Annotated in this window: 13 protein-coding genes; 3 read left to right on the top strand and 10 right to left on the bottom strand. The window is 43.6% G+C overall.

Features of this window, described 5'->3' with window-relative positions:
* Positions 1–37 precede the first annotated feature (37 nt).
* Positions 38–1384 carry a phosphoglucosamine mutase gene (glmM, locus tag MSMAS_RS16740; RefSeq protein WP_048039248.1) on the top strand — a complete coding sequence of 449 codons (1347 nt, stop codon included), beginning with the start codon at positions 38–40 and terminating at the stop codon, positions 1382–1384.
* A gap of 998 nt (positions 1385–2382) precedes the next feature.
* Here glmM and MSMAS_RS16735 read toward each other — a convergent pair.
* The 7 genes from MSMAS_RS16735 to acnA all read right to left on the bottom strand — a co-directional run bounded on the left by MSMAS_RS16735 (position 2383) and on the right by acnA (position 12629).
* Positions 2383–3507 carry a TIGR04013 family B12-binding domain/radical SAM domain-containing protein gene (locus MSMAS_RS16735; protein ID WP_015411884.1) on the bottom strand — a complete coding sequence of 375 codons (1125 nt, stop codon included), beginning with the start codon at positions 3505–3507 and terminating at the stop codon, positions 2383–2385.
* A 65-nt stretch (positions 3508–3572) separates the two neighbouring features.
* On the bottom strand, positions 3573–4736 hold the full coding sequence (locus MSMAS_RS16730) for a site-2 protease family protein (RefSeq protein WP_015411885.1): 1164 nt from the start codon (positions 4734–4736) through the stop codon (positions 3573–3575).
* Between the two features lie 165 nt (positions 4737–4901).
* On the bottom strand, positions 4902–5336 hold the full coding sequence (locus MSMAS_RS16725) for a DUF126 domain-containing protein (RefSeq protein ID WP_011033470.1): 435 nt from the start codon (positions 5334–5336) through the stop codon (positions 4902–4904).
* Positions 5323–6519, bottom strand: coding sequence for an aconitase X (locus MSMAS_RS16720; protein ID WP_011033471.1), 1197 nt, complete (start codon positions 6517–6519; stop codon positions 5323–5325). The genes MSMAS_RS16725 and MSMAS_RS16720 overlap by 14 nt, the downstream gene beginning before the upstream one ends.
* 218 nt (positions 6520–6737) lie before the next feature.
* Entirely contained in the window at positions 6738–8006 is a 1269-nt protein-coding gene (locus MSMAS_RS16715; protein ID WP_011033472.1) for a UbiD family decarboxylase, read from the bottom strand.
* 314 nt (positions 8007–8320) lie between these two features.
* A complete protein-coding gene (locus MSMAS_RS16710; RefSeq protein ID WP_015411887.1) occupies positions 8321–9388 on the bottom strand; it encodes a citrate/2-methylcitrate synthase in 1068 nt (355 codons plus the stop codon).
* Positions 9389–9821: 433 nt separating this feature from the next.
* Positions 9822–12629 carry an aconitate hydratase AcnA gene (acnA, locus tag MSMAS_RS16705; RefSeq protein WP_048046838.1) on the bottom strand — a complete coding sequence of 936 codons (2808 nt, stop codon included), beginning with the start codon at positions 12627–12629 and terminating at the stop codon, positions 9822–9824.
* A gap of 726 nt (positions 12630–13355) precedes the next feature.
* On the opposite strand from acnA, the gene MSMAS_RS19105 reads away from it, so the two are divergent.
* Together MSMAS_RS19105 and MSMAS_RS16700 are read left to right on the top strand one after the other, a co-directional pair.
* The gene (locus MSMAS_RS19105) at positions 13356–13526 is read left to right on the top strand and encodes a hypothetical protein (RefSeq protein WP_015411890.1); all 171 of its coding nucleotides are present in this window, start codon (positions 13356–13358) and stop codon (positions 13524–13526) included.
* Between the two features lie 435 nt (positions 13527–13961).
* Positions 13962–14684, top strand: coding sequence for a hypothetical protein (locus MSMAS_RS16700; protein WP_011033475.1), 723 nt, complete (start codon positions 13962–13964; stop codon positions 14682–14684).
* 532 nt (positions 14685–15216) lie between these two features.
* Here the strand turns inward: MSMAS_RS16700 and MSMAS_RS16695 are convergent.
* Genes MSMAS_RS16695 through MSMAS_RS19100 form a run of 3 tightly spaced genes read right to left on the bottom strand, consistent with a single transcriptional unit; the run spans position 15217 to position 18651 of the window.
* A complete protein-coding gene (locus MSMAS_RS16695) occupies positions 15217–16938 on the bottom strand; it encodes a vWA domain-containing protein (RefSeq protein ID WP_011033476.1) in 1722 nt (573 codons plus the stop codon).
* A gap of 32 nt (positions 16939–16970) precedes the next feature.
* Positions 16971–18482 carry an AAA family ATPase gene (locus tag MSMAS_RS16690; RefSeq protein ID WP_048044216.1) on the bottom strand — a complete coding sequence of 504 codons (1512 nt, stop codon included), beginning with the start codon at positions 18480–18482 and terminating at the stop codon, positions 16971–16973.
* Positions 18418–18651, bottom strand: coding sequence for a hypothetical protein (locus MSMAS_RS19100; RefSeq protein ID WP_137726773.1), 234 nt, complete (start codon positions 18649–18651; stop codon positions 18418–18420). Before MSMAS_RS19100 ends, MSMAS_RS16690 begins: the two co-directional genes overlap by 65 nt.
* Positions 18652–19076: the final 425 nt, after the last annotated feature.

The raw sequence follows: 19076 nt of genomic DNA, 5'->3' as shown, positions 1-19076 counted from the left end.
TATAATTTTGACGCAAATGACAAGATGGAGATCTTAAATGGAATTATTCGGAACCAATGGTGTGCGCGGTATCGCCAACGAATTTATAACGCCTGAACTGGCGGTCAATGTGGCTAAAAGCCTTGGCACGTACATGGGCTCAAAAGGTACGGTTGCAATAGGCTGCGATACCAGGATTTCGGGCCAGATGCTGAAATCCGCAGCAATTGCCGGAGCTCTTGCAACAGGCCTGAGCGTAATTGATGTGGGGACCGTCCCTACTCCTTCTATTCAATACTACGTGCGCGACTATGCCGATGCCGGGATCGTTATCACTGCATCCCACAACCCGAGGGAATATAATGGAATTAAGCTGATTGCAGGAGACGGCTCGGAATTCCCGAGGGATGGGGAAAGGGAAATCGAAAAAATCTATTTTTCAGGCAAATTCTCGATTGTTTCATGGGACAAAACCGGAAGTTTCAGATTCGATCCGTCGGTTAATGATTATTACATAAAAAATATCGTACGCGCGGTTAATGTCGAAGCTATCAGGAGCCGGAGGTTTAAGGTAGTGGTTGATACCGGCTGCGGGGCAGGTTCCCTTACCCTTCCCTTCCTGCTCAGGGAACTGGGGTGTGAAGTCCTTACTCTCGGGGCCCAGCCTGACGGGACTTTCCCCTGGAGAAACCCGGAGCCTACTCCTGATGCCCTGACAGAGCTCTCAGCTCTCGTTAAAAAGACAGGGGCAGCTTTTGGGGCAGCTCATGACGGGGACGCAGACAGAATAGTCTTCATGGACGAGAACGGGGAGTTCGTAAATGAGGAAGTCCTGCTTGCAATGATGACGAAATACATGCTTGAGCTTGAAAAAGGGCCTGTGGTCACTCCGGTAAGCTCTTCCCAGCGCATGGCTGATGTCACAAAGGAAGCAGGGGTTGAACTTTACTGGACTGCTGTGGGTTCAATAAATGTAGCCAGAAAAATGATGGAAACAGGCGCTGTTTTTGGCGGCGAGGGCAATGGAGGTCTTATCTTCCCCAAACATCAGTACTGCCGGGACGGAGCTATGGCATGTGCAAAAATCCTTGAAATCCTTGCCAGTGGAAAGAAGCTTTCCGATTTAACTAAAAGCGTGCCTGTATATTTCAATGCAAAAACCAAGACTCCTTCCAGGGATATTGTGGGCACTATGGGAAGAATCAGATATGAGACCTCAAGCATGGGCCTTAAAACAGATACTATTGACGGAGTCAAAATCTGGTACGATGACGGATGGGTCCTTATACGTCCTTCAGGTACAGAGCCAATTTTCCGGATATTTGCCGAAGCGAAAAAGCAGGACAGAGCAGAGGAATTAATGAACCAGGGTTTGGAAACGGTTTTAAGGGCAGAAAAAGCCTGAAATTGCCTTAATGAGGCTCAAACTCTTTTGAGCCTTACTTTCTTTTTTAATTTTAAATCCTCAATTCAACAAATCTTCAATTCAATAAATCTTCGATTCAATAAATCCTCAATTCAACAAATCTTCAATTCAACAAATTTTCTTAAGGCTGAAGCTGAAGGTAACAACTAATCAGCTGCTATGGGTTATTGATAGGGTTTTGCTCTTTTTTAGAATAAACATTTTTTTCTGGACTGATTCTGGAATCTGTTTTCCTGAAAAACCTCCTTTATTTGTTTAGCCACATTTTTTATCTCCCTAAATTAACATTTATTATGAACTAACTTAAAATAAGTAACAATAAATTATAAATAGATTGAAGTCTTTCTTATTATCTGGAAGAAAAACAGGAAATACTCCCGAGTTAAACCAGTCAGTAATTGAGCCTCCTTATCAGAAAAACATACAGCTCCTGATAGCAAAATAATAGTTAATGGCTCGAAACGCCTGATAAAAAATAGCACACAGGACAGAATTGCATAAGCGTTAGAAATGAATCACATATAAGTGTTAGAAATAGACCTGGTACGAGATTAACAACATCCTTTGAACCTATCAAGCCATCAAGGCTGAGAAATCAGTGCACATATTTTAGAAACAGGCAATTAAACCTGAATTCAAGATATAATTGAAAACGTTATCTATTGGAATTAAAAATTCCAATTAATCAAAGTAATAGAGAGGTGAAGTAACAGGATAAAATGAAGGTCTCCTTATGCCGTTAATTTAAAAACAGACCTGGGCCAAAAAGCAAGATTAAGGCTTAAAAAGCAGGTGCGGAAATTATTCACCGGCTTTCCTTAATCTTTTTTACTTCCGTTTTTACTTTTCTTTTTACTTTTCTTTTTACTTTTCTTTTTACTTTTCTTTTTACTTTTCTTTTTACTTTCCTTTTTATTCCCGTTTTCACTCTTTTTACTTCTTTTACTTTCCTTTTTACTTCTCTTCTAAACTTACGTTTAAACTTTTCTATGTTTTTCCCAGTAACCTGTTAATTTTCCCCCAAGGGCAAGTTTTCCAAGCTCTCTCCTTACACGGTCGCTGACATCTGATGGCACTGATGATGCGTATGGAGTTCCCGGAAGTGGGGTCATATAATGTGCCCTGACAGTCCCGCCTTTTTCGCAGATCCAGCGCACGAGTTCAAGGCTTTTTTCCTGGTCTTCTTCGGTTTCTGTCGGAAGCCCGAAGATAAAATCAACTGCAGGCATAATGTCATGTTCAAGGCAGCACTCTACAGCGGAAATGCTGTCTTCAACCGTATGACCTCTTCTTATCTCTTTAAGGATTCTGTCGCTGCCGGATTGGGCTCCAAGGCTGAGGCTGTCGTTTGCGCAGTATTTCCTTACAAGCTCTACAGATTCTTCGGTCACGAACTCGGGACGGACCTCGGAAGGGAAAGTCCCGAAAAAGATTTTTTTATCGGGCAGTTTGTGAAGCGCAGAGAGCAGTTTTTCTACCTTATCGAACCTGGGGTGAATTCCATCACTCCCATAAGCGAAAGCATTTGAAGCTATGAAGCGGAGGTCGTTATAGTGCTGTGCATTCTTCAGGATGGAATCAATGCTCCTGTGCCTGACTTCCCTCCCAAAAAGTCTTGGAGTCTGGCAGTACTTGCAGCCCCAGGGACATCCGCGGCTTATTTCAATGGGGGCTCGGAGCTTCTTCGGATTAAAGCAGGGATACGAGTCCAGATTCACATGCGGCCTTTCAGGAGTCAGGGTTATTCTGCCGGTATCCGGGTTTTTGTAAGCGATTCCTCTTACCTCTCCGGGATCTCCTTTCTTCTGCAGGACCCTTACAAGTTCCGGAAGAGTTTCCTCGCCTTCTCCAATTACCACGTAATCGAAATATTTTAGCGTCTCCTCCGGACACCCGGAAGGGTGAGGCCCTCCCGCGATGAAGATCGAGTCCTTGCCTGCGTTTTCTACTTCTTTGAATACTTTTGCTGCTTGTCGTGTGGTAAAACTATAGATCATTATCCCGTCAACGGGACTGTCCGTAAATCCCGCTTCAGGAAGCACAGGTGAAAGTACCGCAAAGCTGTAGGAATTCTTTTTGCTGTATCGAAAATTCACTTCCATTGTTGTTTTTTTCCTCTCTCAGGTTCTTTTTCAGGTCCTGGCAAGCTTCAGATTTTGTTCTATTTTCAGGTTATGGGCTTGAAAGGGATTAGAGTGAAGCAAAGCAGGCCAAGTATAAAAGTAAGTATCCCTATAAGGATGCGCTTTCTATCCAGTTTCACTTTATCGTGAAGAGGGGACGGATGCCCGGCTGCTGCGAAAGCCCAGAGGAAGAGAGCCCAGAATATCCATATAAAGCCGTCTCCTTTAAGCCAGTAGATTACGTAAAAACCTATGAGGAAAAGGATACGCGGCATCATGGAAGATACCCGGTCCGCCTTTTTTCCAAGCATTGCCCTGAGTACGTGCCCTCCGTCAAGCTGCCCTGCAGGCAGGAGATTCAGAAGGGTCACAAACATCCCTACCCAGCCTGCAAAAGCCACAGGGTGAAGGTTACTTCCTGTAACTCCGACAACTTTCTGGATCATCACAAAAAGGGGTGGGAGACCAATCTCAAACATCAGGGAATCGGGCAGGGGATTGATTTCAGGGACATCAAGGTTCAACCCTATTATGGTGACTGCAATAGAGACAAAAAGTCCTACCAGAGGTCCCGCAACTCCCACGTCAAATAGAGCTTTCCTGTCAGGGATAGGTCCTTTGTAACGGATTACCGCCCCCATTGTGCCTATGAAAGTCGGAAAAGGGATAAAATACGGAAGGGAAGTTTTCATTCCATGGTATCTGGCCATTGCATAATGCGCCATTTCATGTGAGCCGAGTACAGCCAGTATTGCAAGTGTGAACGGCAAACCCCGGAAGACCTGAATGGGGTCACTTGTGAGGTTGACTCCGAACATCCAGGCTCCACAGATCATGGTTGTGAACCCCGTCGCCATGAAAAGTGCAAGGTTTATCCAGATTTTTTCCTCTGACTTTTTTACGGGAGCAACAATAATAACATGCTCTCCAAGTTCGTATTTCAGGGTGCCCCCAAAACCACGCTGTTCAAGGGGAGCCCAGAGCTCTCCCATTACATTTTCAGTATCCACTTTAGGCGTACCAAAGAAATAAAGGATATCTCCGGATTTCTGGATTTCATATACATCAAATACCCTGCTTATGAAAGGATATATGCGTGAAATCGACTCTTCAACTTCGGACTTACCGCGACCATTTCTCTGATCTTCTATTTCCGGTTTCATTTTAGGATTCACGTCTTTAAGGCTTGAGGTTTTTTTAGCTTTCAAATTAGCCTTTCAGGTTTTATAATTTTATTTACATCTTTTAATTCGGATGTTTTTAATCCCTTTTTGCGTTTTACGGATTTTTAAGGCATTTCATACCTTTGTCAATATAATCTCATCCTTTAAGCTTTAAGCGGCATATCAATCAGGTTTACAAATTTAAATCTCTCATTTTTTTGCCTGCCCTTCGCCCTGTTTGAGCAGCTCAATATATCCTTCACTGCCGTTTACCAGGACAGTGTCTCCGTCCTTTAAAAACTCGTAAGGGTCCTTTTCCAGCATATCAACGAGCGGGATCTCGGATATAATTGCTCCTACTGCTACGATAGGTTCGGTTTCCAGATTGATGATTGCCGCAGGAGCTGCCTCATTTTTTTTAAGCTGGTACATCACATAGGACCCAACAGTAGAGCCTTTCCCATGAGGGAAAACAAGAACCTTACCTTTTATTGATTTTCCTGCCAGAGAGTGTTTTTCCTCAACAACAATCCCGGTTCTGGGATCCACACTTCCCAGAAAGGAGATCGGGTCCCTTGAAATCAAAACCTCCCCTTCTGCGCATCCCCTTGAAATTGTTCTGCCTTTGAATTTAATGGGAATCACCTGCCTTTCTCTCTTTCCCGCCAGTCGCCTTATTGATACAGGCTTCCATATTCCCGTATACGCTCTGAGCTCCGCACATCCCCGGCACATAAGCAAAGGCTTTTCCCGAATTTACCATCACGCAGGAATAACTGTTAGTTGCAGGGGAGACTACCATGCAGGTATCGCATACAACCTTAGCTCCGCTTTCTTCAATGGTCCTTATATACTCAGGATATCTTTCTGCAAGTTCCCTTGAGGTAAAAATCCAGGTCTCCTTTGAGACTGTTTTTCCTTTCAATAATTCAGCCGCCTTCTTAAGTTCGGCCGCAGAGCAGTGAGGGCATCCAATAGTAATCAGTTCGGGTTCTTTGCCTTTGCTCTCATAAACTTCATCCAGCTGGCTTCTCTCAATTATTATTTTTTCCTCAGGCTCTTCAAAATCCATTCTGCAGGCTTCGGGTGTTACTCCTTTTACATGGTAAAGTGCCACTGCTCCTGAAGCCGCCATTGCAGCCCCAAGGGATTTCAATTCATCCTTTTCCGGTTTACTCCTTAATTGAAAAATAGGCACTCTGTTCCCAATGAGTTTCCCTGCAACATACCCAAGTGCTCCGTAATCCGATTCTTTAAGTGAGCACTCCACACTGACAGAGACCTCAGGCACGCGGTTTTTATCCAGGTGGAACCCGTAGTTTGCAGTTTTCCCGAGAAGTGCTGCCGAAAGGGCTGACGGGCCTCCCTCTCTATTTGTCCTGGCTCCGATCACGGAGTTTGCATAAGAAATGGCTGAGGACTCACTCCATGCAAGGTGGTCCCCATAGCTAACTGAAAATCCTTCAAGAGTATAGGGAGTGCAGGTACATTCGCAGCGAATCCCGAGTTTTTTATAAGCCTGAACAATTTCTTTCTGTTTTTCTGCAAATTCTGGAGAGATTCTCAGCCTCTCCCAGTCTTCAAGATCCATTCCTGCAGGGTTAAGGATTGCAGGAACCTTTACCTGTCCCTCAAGGTCGGAAATCCACTCAAGCCCGGCATCTCCTATTGTCTTATAGGAAACACCTGCAATCTGGGCGCTTTTGATAGGGATCAACCTGTCCGCTCCGTAGATGTCTCCAAGAGCTACAAGGATCTGAATTGCCTGCCTGAGAGTTTCTCCGGCTTCTCCGTTCAGGATTTGTTCTTCTTCTTTTGTTAGATACATGAAAATTCACTCTTTAACTGCGAGGTAATAAATGCAGGTGCAGAATACCGGTACAGCTTTTCGCAGCATATGCGGCCGTTGTAAATATGGCTGTTATAAATATTAATGTAAGTACGGAACAGCAAGCTGATAATAAAGCTTCAGGTCGGGCAGATATTTAACACTTTAAATCCATTTTTCGGATTTTTCTGCCTTACCCGCTTAAAGTTGCTGATCAGTTATTCTTCCGGAATTATTGCCCTTTCAAAGTTTTCTTTTTCAATAAGGACTTTTGTAGCGTCAATTCCCACTTTTGTAGTAGTGCCATCAGAGGCCCCTCTCGGATCAAGGGAACTTCCGCGGACATTGGTAATGGTCAGGATATCCATATCCCCTTTTACCCTTGTAGCAATTGCAAACTCGACATCATTCGGGTCAAAGATGTTTATGTCCTCGTCCACAACCACAACATGTTTCAGGCTTGTATGGGCGGCAAAGGCAGCCATAATAGCGTTTTTTGCATCTCCTTCGGTCTGTTTTTCTATCTGCACGACTGCGTGGAGATAACAGCAGCCCCCTTCCGTTAAGACCACGTTTTTAACGGTCGTAACTTCCCCCACAGCCCTGTATATCCTGGGTTCATACGGCACACCCATCATCAAAAGGTGTTCGGGGCCAGCCGGAAGAATTCCGTGGTAAATAGGGTCTTTTCTATGGATGATCCTGGTAATGTGAATGACAGGTTCTTTCCTCACCATATCATATGTTCCTGTAATATCAACAAATGGTCCTTCGTCAACCCTTTCTTTCGTGTCAATATATCCTTCGAGAATGATCTCTGAATGCGGCACTTTTATTCCGTTTGAGCACTCAAACACTTCTACCGGAGTCCCGCGCAGGGCAGCTGCATATTCGAATTCTTTTCCTGCAGGCACTCTCGTAGAAGTTGCGTAAATAATAGTCGGGTCGCAGCCCAGAACAATCGCAACAGGTAGGGTTTCTCCTTTTTCTGCAGCCTTTTTATGCAGGAGGTAGGTATGTCTCGGGGGGACAAGGCGGGCTGCAAGCTTATCTTTTCCCACGAGCATAAGGCGGTGTATAGAAGCATTCATCACGCCTTCATATTCGGAAACAACGATCCCTGCGGTTATATAAGGGGCTCCATCCTTTTCAAAATGCGTAAGAATCGGAAGTTTTGTAAGGTCAACCTCGCTTTCAATTACTTCGAGAGTTGGAGATCCCGGGACCAGCCTCACCTCACCTTCGGGAGAAACTTCAGACAGCTTCTTTATAATCTCCTCTTTGGGGACCCCGAGCATGGAAGATAGCTCGTCCCTTGACCCGAGAAGGTTCATAATAACCTTTGAGCCCGAAACATTATGAAAAAGAACCGGACCTTTTGTTTTTTTTGCAATTCTTGAAGCCTCAAATATGGGGGATACGGGCTGCTGAATTTCGACCAGTTTCCCGTTTTCTTTTAACCGGCCTATAAAATCTCTATAAGTCATGGGTATCTGAATACCAGAAAGCTGTCAGATGATAAAAAGATTATCTGATATCAGGTAAAAAAGCTTCAGCTCGGTTGATTGATATCAATTGTACTGGGACTGGAATAATAAAGAATATTTCTATCCTGAAAATTCTGTTCTTCTGGACAATTTCTTCCAGTAAATCTGTTTTGCCTGAAAACCAGTTTTATTTCTGGTTTTCGGTTTCGTCTGTCAGATCCTGTATATTATATGCTGGATTCTGACTCTATGAGCTTATTTCAATTTCGATAACTTCTGCCGGTTTTCAGGCATAACAGGGCTCTCTCAGGGTCTTAACACTCATCCAGCATGAAGATCCTGGGCCTTATGATCTTTTTCTTTTCATACTGATCAAAACAATGAGCTATCCAGCCTGAGATTCTTCCTATTGCAAAGATTGAGGTTGCAAGCTGAGGGGGGATTTCCATATATTTATAAATGACTCCTGAATAAAAATCAATGTTGGGATAAATCGGTTTTCCCCTCTTTTCCACAAGCTCGCGTATAACAGCATTCTCTATTGCTTCGGCTGTCTCATACCAGTGCATATCGCCTTTAGCTTCAGCGAGTCTCCTGGAAAGCTGCTTAAATATTGTGCCCCTGGGGTCATATGTCTTGTAGACTCTATGCCCGAAGCCCATTATTTTCTCTCGCTTTTCGATTTTTTCAAGGACAAATTTCTCGGCATTCTCAGGGCTGCCGATTGTTTCAATCATGGTCATAACTTCTGACCTTGCTCCTCCGTGAAGAGGACCTTTGAGTGTGCAGAGCCCGGAAACAACAGCAGAATAAAGGTCGGACATGGTTGAAGCTGTAACCCTGGAGGAGAAAGTTGAAGCATTTAGCTCATGCTCAGCGCTGAGAATAAAGTCCTTTTCCATGACTTCAGCTTCCAGAGGGTCTGGCTTGCTTCCTTTTATCATGTACAGAAAATTAGCTCCATGGGCAAGGGAAGGATCGGGGGGAACAGGTTCCTTTCCATTTGCCGTTCTATAATAAGCAGCAACAATAGTTGGGACCACGGCAATTAACCTTATGGCTTTTCTCATATTTCCTTCTAGAGAATTATCATACAGGTCCGGATCAAATTGCGATATAAAAGAAACGACAGTGAGAAGAGCTTCCATAGAGTCGATATTTAAATTGCACATGCGGATAACGTCCATAACCTCCCTGTTGATTCCTCGTTCCGCATGCAGGCGGGCTGAGTATTCGGCAAGTTCCTTTTCTTCGGGGAGCTCTCCCTTAATCAGCAGATAGGAAACTGCGTCATAGGGCAGGTCGATCAGTTCGTTAATATCGACGTCCCTGTACTTCAGAATGCCCTCCAGCCCGTCTATGAAACATATATTTTTATTCATTTTCTACCTCGCAGTTATGCCTAGAGGATTTTCAAAAAATTTTGAAATGGGGAATCCTCTGATTATACGTGAAATATTTAAACACGAAGGACTTTTTGGGTCCAAAAATAGAGCGACAATGCAATTGTATTATCGTTAAATTAGTATATTAAATTTGTTGAAATTGTAAATTTAAATCGTTTTAAATATATTCCCTGAAGTCAGGATCCCTTCCTTTTATACTGGAAAGATATTCAGTCTTAACCATAATTATTTCTGGACGAAGAATTTATAAAATATCCCTTCGGCCCGAACATCGCCTTATCCAGCCAGGTTAATAAGAGAGGTCCCGTTTAGAGAAGAAGCCTTATTCCGGCTCTCGGGACTCTCTTTAATACTTCTCTGTATTTTCTTTAATATTCCTCTGTATTATTCTGGCGCAATTAACTTATTCTTATTTCTTCACAGAATCCCGCAGGAACTTATGCAAAATCCCGCCATTCCTGTAGTACTCTATTTCTACAGCAGAATCAAGCCTCAGTGTTGCTTTAAACTCCGTCTCTTTTCCGCTGTCATCTCTTGCCAGTACGGTAAGCTCTCCATGAGGCTCCATTTTTTCAATCCCAAGGATGTCATAGCTCTCCTTCCCTGTAAGCCCTAGAGAATCTGCATTTTCTCCTGCTTTAAACTGCAGGGGAAGAACTCCCATGCCCACAAGGTTGCTTCTGTGAATGCGCTCAAAGGATTCGGCAATAACTGCTTTTACTCCAAGCAGGAATGTCCCTTTTGCTGCCCAGTCGCGGGAACTGCCTGTCCCGTACTCTTTTCCTGCGATAACAATTAGGGGGACATTGTTTTCCGCATAAAGTAAAGATGCATAATAAATAGGCATTCCTTCTCCACAGGCTTCCGGCGGGAAGTCTTCTCCGTTAAGGTGGTAAACAGTCCAGCCTCCTTCCTTACTTACAAGCCTGTTTCTGAGCCGGATATTTGCAAAGGTTCCGCGCATCATTACTTCATGGTTGCCCCTGCGGGAGCCGTAAGAATTGAAATCTTTCTGGTCCACACCCCAGGACATCAGGTACCTGCCTGCCGGACTCTCTGCCGGAATATCGCCTGCCGGGGAGATGTGGTCAGTAGTAATGCTGTCTCCGAAGAGGGCAAGGACTCTGGCATTCCGTATATCCCCGAGAAGAGGCGAAGTAAGCGGAAAATCCACAAAATAAGGGGGCTCCTGAATATAGGTGGAGGTCGGGATCCACTCATAAAGAGTGCCCTCGGGGACTTCCAGCTCTTTCCAGAGTTTTGCTCCTTCAAGAACGCCTGAGTATTCTTTTTTGAACATCTCAGGCCTGACACTTTCCTTTTCGACCTGTTTTATCTCATCCTGCATGGGCCAGATATCTCTCAGGTACACGGGAATCCCGTTAGGGTCATATGCAAGGGGATCGGTTTCGAAGTTTATGTTCACAGTGCCTGCAATTGCGTATGCGACAACAAGTGGCGGGGAGGCGAGGTAGTTTGCTTTTACGTGGGGATTAATCCTGCCTTCAAAGTTCCTGTTCCCGCTGAGTACGGCTGCAACTGTAAGGTCTTTTTCTTCAATTTCCTTTGAAACGTGTTCTGGCAGAGGCCCGCTGTTTCCTATACAGGTCGTACAACCGTATCCCACCTGGTGGAAGCCCAGAGCTTCAAGATAGGGCAGGAGTCCTGCGGCTCCAAGGTATTCGGTAGCCACTCTTGAACCTGGAGACAGGCTTGTTTTTACAAAAGGCTTTACCTTAAGACCTCTTTCAATAGCTTTTTTTGCAAGCAGCCCGGCTCCTATAAGGACTGAAGGGTTGGAGGTATTTGTACAGGAAGTAATGGATGCTATCACAACGGAACCGTGTGTGACCCTGAAGTCTTTCTCAACAGGACCGACCTTTTCCGTCTCTCTCGCTACCTGTGCTTCGGTTTCTTCTACAGGAGCTCCTCCTTCCCCAATCCAGCGAAGATAAGCAGGGTCTCTTGCAAGATCCGTGCCCCCTTCTTTCTTTCTTATAAAGGTCTGCCTCATTGTTTCACAGAAATTCTCAGAGACCTCATTCAGGAAGAGCTGGTCCTGCGGGCGTCTGGGACCTGCAAGGCATGGCTTTACCGTGCCCATATCAAGTTCGAGGTTGCTGCTGAAGACAGGTTCGGGTTTGTTTGCCGAATAAAGAAGGTCCTGTGCTTCCAGGTACTTTTTCACAAGGTCAACCTGTTCATCGCTCCTGCCTGTCCTCTTCATGTAGTCCAGAGTTTCCTGGTCAGGCGGGAAAATCCCGAGAGTTGCCCCGTATTCCGGAGCCATGTTTGATATTGTTGCTCTGTCCGGAAGGCTGAGAGAGTTTAAACCGGGCCCGTAGAATTCGACAAATTTGCCGACAACCCCGTGCTTCCTTAACATCTTTGTGATCGTGAGAACAAGGTCTGTGGCGGTAACTCCGGGTTCCAGTTTTCCGTAAAGCTTGAAACCGACAACCTCAGGAACAGGCATATAGTAAGGCTGCCCGAGCATAACGGCTTCGGCTTCTATTCCGCCTACTCCCCAGCCGAGCACTCCTATCCCGTTGATCATCGTGGTATGGGAGTCGGTTCCTACAAGGGTATCAGGAAAAGCAAATAGCTCTCCCTCCTTTTCACTCAGGTGGACGAGGGGAGTCAGGTATTCAAGGTTTACCTGATGGATAATCCCTCTTCCCGGAGGCACGACCCTGAAGTTGTCAAAGGCTTTCTGTGCCCAGCGAAGGACGGTATAACGCTCTCTGTTGCGCTCAAACTCTTTTTTCTCATTTTCCCCAAGGGAATATGCCGTGCCGTAAGAGTCAACCTGGACCGAGTGGTCAATGACCAGGTCAGCAGGGATTACAGGGTTGATTTTAGCAGGGTCCCCTCCAAGGCGCTCCATTGCCGAGCGGAGGGCTGCAAGGTCAACTACTGCTGGAACGCCCGTAAAGTCCTGCATGATTACCCTTGAAGGAATAAACGGGATGTCCTTTTCACTTATATTTTCGGGACTCCAGCGGGCAAGGGCTTCAACGTCTTCTGCAGTTATTATCTTCTTTTGAGTATCCGCATGCCGGAGCAGGGATTCAAGCAGGATCCTTATAGAGTAGGGGAGCAGGGAAATCCCTTCAAAGCCCTTTTCTTCCAGTTTACCCAGTCTGTAAATCGTAGCTTTTCCGGCAGTTGTTTCGATGCTGTCTCTTACCCCAAAGGGGTCCGGACCTTCTCTCATTTTACTTTTTACCTCCAGCAAAAATATGAAATTAAATGATGAGTGTTTATGGATTACTTTCTATGATTTGTTTTCTGGAATATTATTTCACTTTATTCTATCCTGTGAGAGCCCTATCTTACCTTTAGACTACTTTAGTCCTTCGGGCTTATTATCTTCGTGTTTTCGGGAAACAGGCTTAATTTGTTTCCTCTATATTCTTTTTTCACTCTACAGAGGATGAATATTCTAATGCGTAATAGGAAGCAACCTGATGGTTAAACTTTGGGGTAATTAACCCAGGATACCTGATTCTCACCAGATTTTTAGCACTCAAATATAATTACAGGCACAGGCTGTATTTTTCATGTATTTATACTTCTCCGGTTAAGTCCTGTTATGTTATAAATCAGGCTCTTTTCTTATATTTGTCGAACTCAGGCTGGATGAAAAATGTTGAAAAAATATTCTCTCATGAATTTTTTCTATGCATTGATTTTCTTTTTTTCGTGTATTGATTTTCTTAATTGTGGTACGTGGTTGTCGATTATTTTTTCTTTTCTGGAAGGCGTCGCCATCCAGGGGTTACAGGAGTGAAAAAAACTGAAAGATTTTCTATCCGTGTTCCGGAATAGATAAAGCATTAATTTTAAACATGGTCTTCAGGTGTCCAATTAATAATTCCGGATAAAAGATGCCCGGATTTCCTGAAAAAAGAAAAAAGTTTATAAAGCTTAACTGCCGCTGATGAGAAGCTTTTCATTTTACTGCTCAGCAGCCTCTCTTGTAATGGAATACTCAAAGTTTTCCGTGTCTCCTGCAAGGATTAAAATCGTCCAGCCTCATGCAGCTCCCGGAACATTATGGACCTCTACAAAGACGGTGCAGATCTCTACAAAACCTGTAATTCTGTTCTGATAGCTTCCCTAATTATAAGTTTCCTTACCGTCTTCAATTCTTATGGAATATAGGGAAAGTGTGGTTGCGGGTATGTGCCATCTATTATATTTACTGAACTGCCCGGGTTCTACAGGATAATTAACGTACATGTACAGTGTACTCAGGATATCTCAGGGATGTAATTAACGTACATGTACAGTGTACTCAGGATATCTCAGGGATGGAATGTAATGTAGATGGAATGTTGTGTAGATGGGATGTAATGTAGATGGAATGTAATGTAAACAGAAAAAATATTAAATCTGAAGATGAAATCTGTTTATGTAATTACGAACCATATATCACAAGATAATACTGACACTGCTTCATTCTGCAGATATTCCAGATTCAAGTGATGCCACAGATCGGAATCGATTATCACCTGTTTATTTTACATATCAGGGATGTGATTTCTTGCTCAAAAACAAAGAGGACATATTCAGAAGATTTTCAAATTCCGGCTACAGGTCCAGGAAAAGTTCGAAGACAGGAAAAGATTCGTTACGTGAATCTTTCATAGGGTCCTGCCCTGTAATTGACGCTGATTTTGTCGAAGTTAGCGAAGATTCCGTTTCTGAAGGAATCAGTCCTGACGAAGTAGATTCCGAACTGCTGGATAATCTCAGAGAATATCTCAGAACCAGATCAAAAGAGGAAATAACCGAAATCTTTGAGGAAATTCGAAAAACTCTTGAAGAAAGACGTTCTGATGGTGAATTTTCTGGAAACCACTGGAAAAACAGTTCCGGTTACGAAAAAGTGAGAATGAAGGAAATTCCGGGCAGGGCTTTCAGGACATTTTCTAAAACCGCCTGCTGCGGAAGAGATCAGATTCTAAAATTCTCAAAGGTCGTCTCTTCAAAAGCCTCCATAATAGCTTCCGAAGGCAAAGAGTCTGTCAAAGTCTCCTCAAAAATACTCAATGAAAAGTGGAGCAATTTAAGCCCCAGGGATCGTAAACTCATCGCCGATACTATAATTTCAGTTATCGAGCTTGGCCTGCTGAAGAACTCTTCGAGAGGCAAACAGGCAGCATTTGTTATCCTCTCAAGTATTTGCAATCACAAAAGCCCGGGCAAAAAAGACCTGGAAGAATTCATAGAAGAGGTTAGCAGGCGCCTTAAGCGCAGGAATTAACTGTCTGTTCTGCCTCTTTCCCCTCTATGTTTTTATAGGAAGAAGCGTAAAATCCCTGAGTCTTTAGCTCAGGGGATATAAGCGTCAACCTAAACTGTTAACCGTTATTGATTCTGTCAATTGTTAAATATTTTCAAAACCTTTTTTAATATTAGATTTTGCTGTCACCACAACCTCACAGTTCATAAGAATGTTGCCGATTCTCAAAGCGAAAACCAAGCGAGGTAACGTTTGAACATCGGGGAGTTGGATAACAGGGCAAGAATCATCCTGAAGGGATCGGGATTAAGCCGTGGAAAGACGGTAGCTATATGCATCTCAAGTATATCACGCTCATATCTATTTCACCTGCGGAACGCGGGGTAGAGCCTGCACGACTTGTCAACATTGGTTGGAAGGATGACTCAGGAAGCCACTAAGTCTTTAGCTTAGTGGTAGTTCACATTAAGCCCTGAGATCATAAAATCTGCGGGTGCGGGAACTCTATTTTCTCAATTTTTCCTTCCAGTTAAGGCATCCTTTTATCTGCATGTCAGAACATTCTTGCAGGTCGGCTGACCGCTTTTATAAGCCTTGAAGGGCTTTGTTCTACCTGCCAGTTCCCGGAGTCGTTTATGATATAAGTCTGATCTGATACCTGGTCCAGACCGCCTGCATCGTAATTCCCTATTATCAGGGAAAAAATGCGTGCTTTTTTTTCTATTTTTATTTCATTCCACTCCCGGATAAGAGGCCTCTCTGACAGTTCCGAACTCCCGTCCGTAAGAAAAAGAAGGTCTGCCCCCTGAAATGCTTTCTCTTTTTTTATTGTCTTTAGCCCCTGCCGGAGTGCGGTATTGAAGTCCGTCCCCCCGCCAAACGTATACTTGAGAAATTCAAGAAACTCTTTCCCCATACGTTTTTTGTCCGTAAGTTCGATCTCAACTGTCTGCCATTTTGATGAAAACAGAATTACTTTGACATCCCTGCTTTCTCTTAACATCTTTCTTGCTATTGCCAGGACCACGGCTTTTGCAAGAAGTTCAGGGGCTCCTCTCATGGAAGCGGAAGTATCCACAAGGGCTACAACAGGTCCCTTCCTTTTTTTTCCTGCAAAATCCGAGTTCCAGTTTTCTCCTCTTAACTGGTATGTGAGGAGTTTTTCTTCAATCATGTCAGCATAGAACTTGCGCTTCAGCACGGGGTTTTTGAGCTTTACGGTTTCTATCGGAAGCAGGGTCTGGATATCACCTGACAGGTTGATGGAATGAACCTCAGTTTTGCTGTGGGGCGACAATCTTAGTTTTTTTGACCCATACTCAAGCTCGATTCTGCCCACCTGTTCAAGGATCTTATGCAGGTCAGAGCTTTTTCTGAAAAGAGATGCATATTTCTCGAGATTTTCGAAATATTCCCTGTGAAGGGCCTGTAAGGAATAGTCCCATGCCCTCCCGGGAAAAAGCATGGACAGGATCTCAAGCATTTCGAGGTGGTCTTCAAGGAGGGGCATAAGCTCCTCAAGCTTTACAATTATTTTTTCCTCCACGACCGTGTCTACAGCCTCGCCAGCTTTTTCACTGAACATGAATTCTCTGGTCATTAAGGCAAGCCTTTCCGATGCTTCCGGTTCCTCTTCTTTATATGTCTCTGCCTGGTCTTCGGATGTATTAAGAAAACTTTCCTGGATATTCTGTTTGTTCTCTTCTTCACTTTTCTCTTCCGGGGATTCTTTCAAATTCTTTTCCCACTCATAATTTCCCGGGCTCTCTACCTTTTCCAGCCTGTTTCTTTCCCAAAGGGCCTGAGTTTCATTAATCAGCTCTTTCAGGGTTTTCAGAGCTTTTTCCAGCCCTTTCTGGGGTTTTCTCAAAAGATCTTTTTCTAATTTTTCATAATCTCCAAGGAGAGTAAAAATTTCTTCAAGCAGGGTTCTCAGAATAAAAATCCCTGCCATACGGTTTTCTCCGGCGAGGATTTTTATTTCTTCCCATACCTGCTGATTCCTCATGCCAAGAAATAGTGGATAAAAAACTCCGAATTTCCCCATAAAGAGTTTTTCGTCCTTTATCTCGTAGTCTTTTCCGGAAAGAAGCTCGTGAATGAGGACCTCTGCAATCTCTTCCCTGAGCCTGTAGGGCACTTTTCGGGGAGTTGCCAGAAATTCCCTCAGCTCTGTGTTCAGTATAGTACCGGGATTAAAGTCTCTGTCAAAAACCGCCTTATCTGATCCGGAAGGATTTTCAAAGTGTTTTCTGAAGCTTTTCAGGCCCTGCATATTCTTTGTTTCCTTTTTCAGGAGTTTTCCATTCAGGCAACTTTTATTTCTTCGATTTCCACGTCGAATATCTTCGGTTTTTCCAGAAGGGCCCTGATTTCATTCAGATGACCCGCTATCTCATAAATATCCGTATTTTTGGAATGGTATTTTACAAGAATTTCTTTGCTGTCCTGTCCGGAAATCCAGATATTTTCCCTGAGGGTCTCTTCTAGAGCTTTTTCTTCTTCCTGCACATGTTTCCTGAAGTAATTCAACCTTTCCTCAAGGTGTTCATACTCTTTTTCGTAAAGTTTTTTGTCCCCATAGTCCAGGCTCAGCTTGAATTCAAACCCGTATCTGCGGCGGAACTGCTCTGCTACGGCTTCGAAGGTAAGCGAACCGTTAGTATTGCCATAATCAAGACCCAGACTATAGGTATGGGACGGAAACTCAGTATGGTGTTTTAAGAGATCGAGAGCATTATTGAATGTAAGTTTTTTTGGGGCTGTCATCCCCGCAAACCTGGAACTCTTCAGGCCACCTGCAGGCTTTTTCTCTTCTTCAAAGCATTTATTGCAGGATACCAGATCAGGAAGTTCCTGCTGCAGGCAACTATAAACGGAATTTCTAAGGTCAAGAACATTCTGTTTTAACTTTCCTGTGTCAGTTCCTCCAGAAATAACCCTGTCCAGAATGAGTTTCCTGATGGTCTCTTTCTGTTCCGGAAGGTCCCAGAGCATATGCTGCAGCAGGACAACAGTCATCCGGTCCACGCTTGTATGCCCGTTTACAGCCGAAGCAACCCTTAGCACGTTTATAATTTTCTTCCAGCGCCTGTCAGAGACGAAGATATTCGAGTTTTTAAGCTCCCTTCTCAACCCTCTAATAATTGTCCGGACTTCAGGGTCTACAGGCATTTCCTTTGCTTTCTTCTGGATTTCCTTTATGTTTTCAACTGAGAGTTTTGTTGAGGGGAGGAAATCTTCTGCGTTTTCGAAAATGAGGGCTTCAAGGTTCTCTTCGTGCTGGATATAGTCTACACTATACCTGAAAAGGAACCTGTCGTAAAGTGCTTCAAGGCTTTCATCTTCTTCTGGCAGTTCATTCGAAGCCCCAAAGACTGAAAAGAGAGGCACATCCATGACTTCCTTGCCGTTATGGTATTTTCTCTCATTCAAAACTGTTAAAAGGCTGTTCAGTATGGAGCTGTTAGCTTTGAAAATTTCATCAAGAAGGGCTATGTGTGCAGTTGGCAGGTAACCTTCCACCCTCCGGCTGAATTCGTCCCTCTCAAGCGCTTTTAAGGAAAGAGGGCCAAAAACCTCTTCAGGAGTGGAAAAACGGGTAAGAAGATAATGAAAAAAATTTCCTCCCTCTATGGTTTCGCAAATTTTGCTTGCAAGCAAAGTTTTTGCCGTTCCTGGGGGTCCAAGCAAAAGTATATGTTCTCCCGAGAGTAGTGCCAGAAGAGAACCGTTGATTTCGGCATCTCTTTCTTTAAAATAAGCAGAAAATTCCTGCTTTATGTTCAGGATAGTATTTTTTAACTCCAGAATTTTCATAAATTCCAAAATCCTTATTTTTTATTTTACCGTGTCTCATTCGTACTTTCGCAACTAATCCGTAAGCTCTCAGATGGTGCTGATAAAAATGAGCAGCTGTATCCGGTTCCAGTATTGCCAAAAATGATGTAACCATTTTTATGGGTCTTGCCTTAATTAATTTTTCCAAAAAAAAATTTTGCCTTTCAGGCCTTTAAATTTTCCATTTTCCGGTTATGCCCTTTCTTATTGATATACATTCTCCTGTACTTTTTTTATATTCGTTCTGATGCTGTTTCAGACATCTCAGGGTTTCAGACATTCCCCGGATTTTGGGCAAATTTTTATTAAATGCAGGCTTCACGTTTTCTTATGATGTGTTTCAACATCAGGCTTTCTGTTCTTTTTTCTGCTCTCCGAAGATGTTATGCATAAAGAAATCAATCTACTGAGAAAAGTAAACAGCTGAGAAAGTAAACAGCTGAGAAAGTAAACAGCTGAGAAAGTAAACAGCTGAGAAAGTAAACAGCTGAGAAAGTAAACAGCTGAGAAAAGTGAACAGATTATGCAAAATAGGTCACTATTCAACTTAACAGTTCATTTGATTCCCCATAT

Source organism: Methanosarcina mazei S-6 (assembly GCF_000970205.1).
GTDB lineage: Archaea > Halobacteriota > Methanosarcinia > Methanosarcinales > Methanosarcinaceae > Methanosarcina > Methanosarcina mazei.
Note: the sequence above shows the minus strand (reverse complement) of the source record. Positions and strands in the feature narration are given on the sequence as shown.

Bases quoted from the DNA above. Each gene is read 5' to 3' on its own strand.
- glmM (WP_048039248.1), top strand. From the start codon at position 38: ATGGAATTATTCGGAACCAATGGTGTGCGCGGTATCGCCAACGAATTT.
- MSMAS_RS16735 (WP_015411884.1), bottom strand. From the start codon at position 3,507: ATGGAAGTGAATTTTCGATACAGCAAAAAGAATTCCTACAGCTTTGCG.
- MSMAS_RS16720 (WP_011033471.1), bottom strand. From the start codon at position 6,519: ATGTATCTAACAAAAGAAGAAGAACAAATCCTGAACGGAGAAGCCGGA.
- MSMAS_RS16715 (WP_011033472.1), bottom strand. From the start codon at position 8,006: ATGACTTATAGAGATTTTATAGGCCGGTTAAAAGAAAACGGGAAACTG.
- MSMAS_RS16710 (WP_015411887.1), bottom strand. From the start codon at position 9,388: ATGAATAAAAATATATGTTTCATAGACGGGCTGGAGGGCATTCTGAAG.
- acnA (WP_048046838.1), bottom strand. From the start codon at position 12,629: ATGAGAGAAGGTCCGGACCCCTTTGGGGTAAGAGACAGCATCGAAACA.
- MSMAS_RS19105 (WP_015411890.1), top strand. From the start codon at position 13,356: ATGAGAAGCTTTTCATTTTACTGCTCAGCAGCCTCTCTTGTAATGGAA.
- MSMAS_RS16695 (WP_011033476.1), bottom strand. From the start codon at position 16,938: ATGCAGGGCCTGAAAAGCTTCAGAAAACACTTTGAAAATCCTTCCGGA.
- MSMAS_RS16690 (WP_048044216.1), bottom strand. From the start codon at position 18,482: ATGAAAATTCTGGAGTTAAAAAATACTATCCTGAACATAAAGCAGGAA.